The organism is Acidocella sp. (assembly GCF_013044125.1).
In the GTDB taxonomy this organism is placed as follows: Bacteria; Pseudomonadota; Alphaproteobacteria; order Acetobacterales; family Acetobacteraceae; genus Acidocella.
Window position 1 is genome coordinate 1 of the sequence record NZ_JABEVC010000182.1, and the last position, 4,122, is coordinate 4,122.

Here is a 4,122-nt window from a genome sequence, read left to right on the forward strand (position 1 = left end):
CCGTCATGCCAGCGAAAGCTGGCATCTCCCACCCTGAATGAGCCGCATCCACACCCGTTTGAATTAACTCGCATCGTTTCGTTAACTTTGCTACAAAGTTAATGTTGCCTTTATTTTATTGATGGTGCGGTTTTTTAGACGATGCATAACCTAGTCTCCGATCAGGCTCTCATGGCCTCGATCCGCATCTTCTACCAGCCGATCATCCGGCTCGCCGATCTGCGCCCGGCCTATGCCGAGGTCCTGGCCCGCACCGCCGGCACCAACGGCACCCTCGGCGGCGCCGCAACCGTGGTCGAGGCGATGACCGGCGCCGAGCGCTCCATGCACCTTACCGCCTGCATCATGCAGCGCGCGCTCGATGAATACACCGAGCACGGTTTCGCCGCGCAAAACCTCCACATCGCCATCAACCTGCCGCTGGACGCGATGCTCCACCCCGATCTCGCCGCCCGCATCGAGTTGATCCGCGCCAGCACCAGCCTGCCCGCCAACAACATCCACTTCGAGCTGACAGAGCGCCACCCGGTCCACAACCTCAAAGCCGCCTGCGCCGTCATCACCACCCTGCGTGCCGCCGGCTACGGCCTGGCCCTGGACGACATCACCCCAAGCATGCCCTACCTTGCCGCCCTGCTGAACATGCCGATCCGCGCCATCAAGCTGGACCGCAGCGTCGTCATCAGCACGCACCCGGCCGACCAGGAATTCATCCGTGCCATGGTGGCCCAGGCCACCGCCAAAGGTCAGGACATCATCGCCGAAGGCATCGAAACCGCCGAGCTGCGCGACAGCCTGCGCGCCCGCGGCGTCACCCACGGCCAGGGCTACCTCTTCTCGCACCCGCTCCCCGCCGCCGGGTTGCGGCAATATCTCGCCGCCGCGAGAGCATGATTGCCTCACGTCAATCACGCTCTACCTTATGTTTTACGATCAATATTGATCTAAAGCGCAGCCAGCCTGACCCCCACCTGCCGCCCCGCGATCTTACGCCTGATCTCCGCCAGCACCGGCCCGCCCAGGCACAAAGGCGCGCACCCCTCCGCCTCGCGGCGCTGCTGCATCACCGCCGGCAGCGCCACCACGCTCTCCGCCGCATTATCAAAAATTCCGCGATGCCCGGTATCCAGATACGACTCAACCGGTGCGCCCTCGGCAAAAATTACATCATGGCGCGCCAGCTCCACATGATAATACGTCACCCGCTCAACCGCATTGTCCTGGCGAATGGTCGTCCAGTTCAACAATTCCTTCGCCGGCACCAGCACGCCATCCAAAAACAGCGCATGGTCCGGTGAGACCACCAGCCGCCGCCCCGGCACGCCCTCGCCCAGCGCCTCGGCCTCAATCACCACCGGACGCACCGCCTCAGGCCGCGTCTGCGCGCCAATCTCCACCGCCCGCCTGCCGATCCACACAACCGGCTGCTCCTCACCCGCATGGGTGATCACCACATCCCCCACGCCCAGCGCCTCTACCGCCACCTCCCCGCGCGACGTCAAAATCCGCGTCCCGGCGGCAAAACAGGGGTTGATTGTTGCATTGGTGGTAAAAATCGCATCCACGAGCGGCGTGTTGCTGTTCGGGTTCACACGTGTGTTGAAGCCGATATCCAGCGTCGCATGGTCCACGCTGGCCGCCGTGCCAAACAGCGCCCCCGCCACCTCGCCGATCACCAGCTGCTGCGCCGCATCCAGCGTGAAAGGATTGATGAACGGCAACCCATCCACCGTCCCGCCCGGCAGCACCAGAATATGCCCGCCGCTCAGCGCCGCCTCGGTGATATCACCAACTAGCGTTTTGTAATCCGTGTTCAGCGTGCCGCCCACGAACAACGAGGCAAACAAATCCGCCACCGCCTGAATGGTGATCTGGTCGCCCGCGATGCCAAAGCTGCCTGCTTGAAAATTCAGAATCCCGCCGCCGATGTTGGCGCCGTAACCGCTGATCGTACCGGCCGTTATCTGCGTGGTGATGTTGAACGCGCTGCCCTGCGCGTTGTCCGTGAGGATCAGCACACCCCCCACCGTTCCGCCATTGTTCAGGAAGTCGATATTCGTGCCGTTGGTCAGCGGCGTGGCCAAGGTATAGGTGCCGCTCGAAGTGATGCTGACGTTCGTCATTCAATTTCCTGCCATTACAACGCAGTATCCGGGAATGTGAGACAACCTACAATAAAAAATCCGCGCCGTCGCGCCCTAAACTTACCCTAGATTGTATTCCGCCCAGTTAATCAAACAATAAACCCGCCGCCCAGCACCCGCGACCCGTCATAAAACACCGCCGCCTGCCCAGGCGCGGCCAAGGCCGGCTCTTGCAGCAGCAGCATCGCCCCGCTCCCTTGCGGCACCACCCGCGCGGCATGCACAGAATCCCGCGCCCGCATCTTCACCCCGGCCGAAATCCCGCCCTCGGGCGCGTCGATCAGCCAGTTCACATCGCGCAGCCGCACCTCAAGGCTCTCCACCCTGCGCGGCCACACCACAATGCGCCGCGTCCCCGGCTCTATCTTCTTCACCACCATATGCGCCGCCGCGTTGCCCAGCCGCTTGGCCTGGCCCACGGTATACCGCGCGATGCCCTGGTGCGTCCCCAGCACCACCCCATCCTCGCTCACAATCTCGCCCTCGCTCAACGCGTCCGGGCGGAATTTTTCCACAACCCCGGCATAGGTACCGGTGGGCACAAAGCAGATATCCTGGCTATCAGCCTTCTCGGCCACCACCAGCCCCATCTCGGCCGCCACGGCGCGCACCTGCGCCTTGCTGGCATAATCGCCCAGCGGAAACCGGCAAAACTCCAATTGCGCGCGCGTCGTCGCCGCCAGAAACCAGCTCTGGTCCCGGCTCTCATCCACCGCCTGATGCATCTGCGCCCCGCCCGGGCCTTCAAGCCTGCGCACATAATGCCCGGTCGCCATCGCCTCGCCGCCCAAATCGCGCGCCATCTCCAGCAGATCGCCAAACTTCAGATGCTGGTTGCATGCAATGCACGGCACCGGCGTCTGCCCGCTGGCGTAGCTGTCGGCAAACGCGGCCATCACGCTGTCACGAAACCGCGCCTGCGCATCCACCACATAATGCGCGATCCCCAGCGTATCGGCCACGCGCTTGGCGTCGCGAATATCCTGCCCCGCACAACACGCGCCCTTGCGCCCCACCGCCGCACCATGGTCATAGAGCTGCAACGTCACGCCGATCACTTCATGCCCGGCGCGCGCCATCAGCCCGGCCACCACCGAGCTATCGACCCCACCGGACATCGCGACCACAATTCTCATGCCCGTGCCTATCCCGCCGCGTTTCGGGTCGCCGAGGGCAGCTTCACAACCAGCCCGTCCAGCGCCTCGGAGATCACAATCTGGCACCCCAGCCGCGAAGTCTTCTCCAGCCCGAACGCCAGATCCAGCATATCTTCCTCATCCTCGCTCGCCTTCGCCAGCTTCCCGGCCCAGGCCGGGTCCACGATCACATGGCAGGTCGAGCAGGCCAGCGATCCCTCGCACGCGCCCTCAATATCCACGCCATGCTTATGCGCCACTTCCAGCACGGAAAGCCCCACAGGGGCCTCAACCTCACGCGCAACCCCGTTGCGCTCGATAAACGTCATTTTCGGCATCGCAAAAACCCTCAGAAAATCCAGCGCCCTTCAAGCGCAACCGGCACGTCCATGCAAGGCGCGCATTGCCATGGCCTCATATGCGCCGCAAAACCCCGGCACCACCTCCGGCGGCGCATTCCAAGGCAGCGAAACCCTGATCGCCTGCCCCGCCAGCGCCCCCGCGCCCATCGCTTCCAACACATGGCTTTGCGCCACCTTGCCCGATGAACAAGCGGACCCGGCGGAAACCGCAACCCCCGCCATATCCAGCGCGATCAACTGCGTCTGCGCCCGCACCCCCGGCAGCGCCAGGCAGGAGGTGTTCACCAGCCGGTTCGCGCCCGCGCCCAGCGCCACCGCGCCAAGACGCACGCAAAACGCTTCAATTTCATCGCGATACCCCGCAATCCGCGCCGCCTCATACCCACCGCCCAGCGCCGCCGCCATCCCGGCGATGGCGGGCAGCGCCGGCGTGCCGCCGCGCCGGCCCAACTCCTGCCCGCCGCCGCGCAAATCCGGCTC

At 64.3% G+C, this 4,122-nt stretch carries 4 protein-coding genes and 1 pseudogene; 1 reads left to right on the forward strand and 4 read right to left on the reverse strand.

All coding sequences use genetic code 11. From position 1 onward, the window contains the following. The first annotated feature begins 171 nt into the window (after positions 1-171). Positions 172-894 carry an EAL domain-containing protein gene (locus HKL97_RS11050; RefSeq protein WP_291425286.1) on the forward strand — a complete coding sequence of 241 codons (723 nt, stop codon included), beginning with the start codon at positions 172-174 and terminating at the stop codon, positions 892-894. 50 nt (positions 895-944) lie between these two features. On the opposite strand, the gene HKL97_RS11055 is transcribed toward HKL97_RS11050, so the two are convergent. The 4 genes and pseudogenes from HKL97_RS11055 to HKL97_RS11070 all read right to left on the reverse strand — a co-directional run. Then, positions 945-2,123 carry a Hint domain-containing protein gene (locus HKL97_RS11055; protein ID WP_291425287.1) on the reverse strand — a complete coding sequence of 393 codons (1,179 nt, stop codon included), beginning with the start codon at positions 2,121-2,123 and terminating at the stop codon, positions 945-947. A 110-nt stretch (positions 2,124-2,233) separates the two neighbouring features. After that, positions 2,234-3,280, reverse strand: coding sequence for a tRNA 2-thiouridine(34) synthase MnmA (gene mnmA / locus HKL97_RS11060; RefSeq protein ID WP_291425288.1), 1,047 nt, complete (start codon positions 3,278-3,280; stop codon positions 2,234-2,236). A gap of 8 nt (positions 3,281-3,288) precedes the next feature. Next, a complete protein-coding gene (locus HKL97_RS11065; RefSeq protein WP_291425289.1) occupies positions 3,289-3,618 on the reverse strand; it encodes a ferredoxin family 2Fe-2S iron-sulfur cluster binding protein in 330 nt (109 codons plus the stop codon). 30 nt (positions 3,619-3,648) lie between these two features. After that, positions 3,649-4,122: pseudogene (locus tag HKL97_RS11070) on the reverse strand (cysteine desulfurase); the annotation flags it as partial.

What these genes read in the sequence shown, in the direction of transcription:
- HKL97_RS11055 (WP_291425287.1), bottom strand. Translation starts at nt 2,123, where the DNA reads ATGACGAACGTCAGCATCACTTCGAGCGGCACCTATACCTTGGCCACG.
- mnmA (WP_291425288.1), bottom strand. Translation starts at nt 3,280, where the DNA reads ATGAGAATTGTGGTCGCGATGTCCGGTGGGGTCGATAGCTCGGTGGTG.
- HKL97_RS11065 (WP_291425289.1), bottom strand. Translation starts at nt 3,618, where the DNA reads ATGCCGAAAATGACGTTTATCGAGCGCAACGGGGTTGCGCGTGAGGTT.
- HKL97_RS11050 (WP_291425286.1), top strand. Translation starts at nt 172, where the DNA reads ATGGCCTCGATCCGCATCTTCTACCAGCCGATCATCCGGCTCGCCGAT.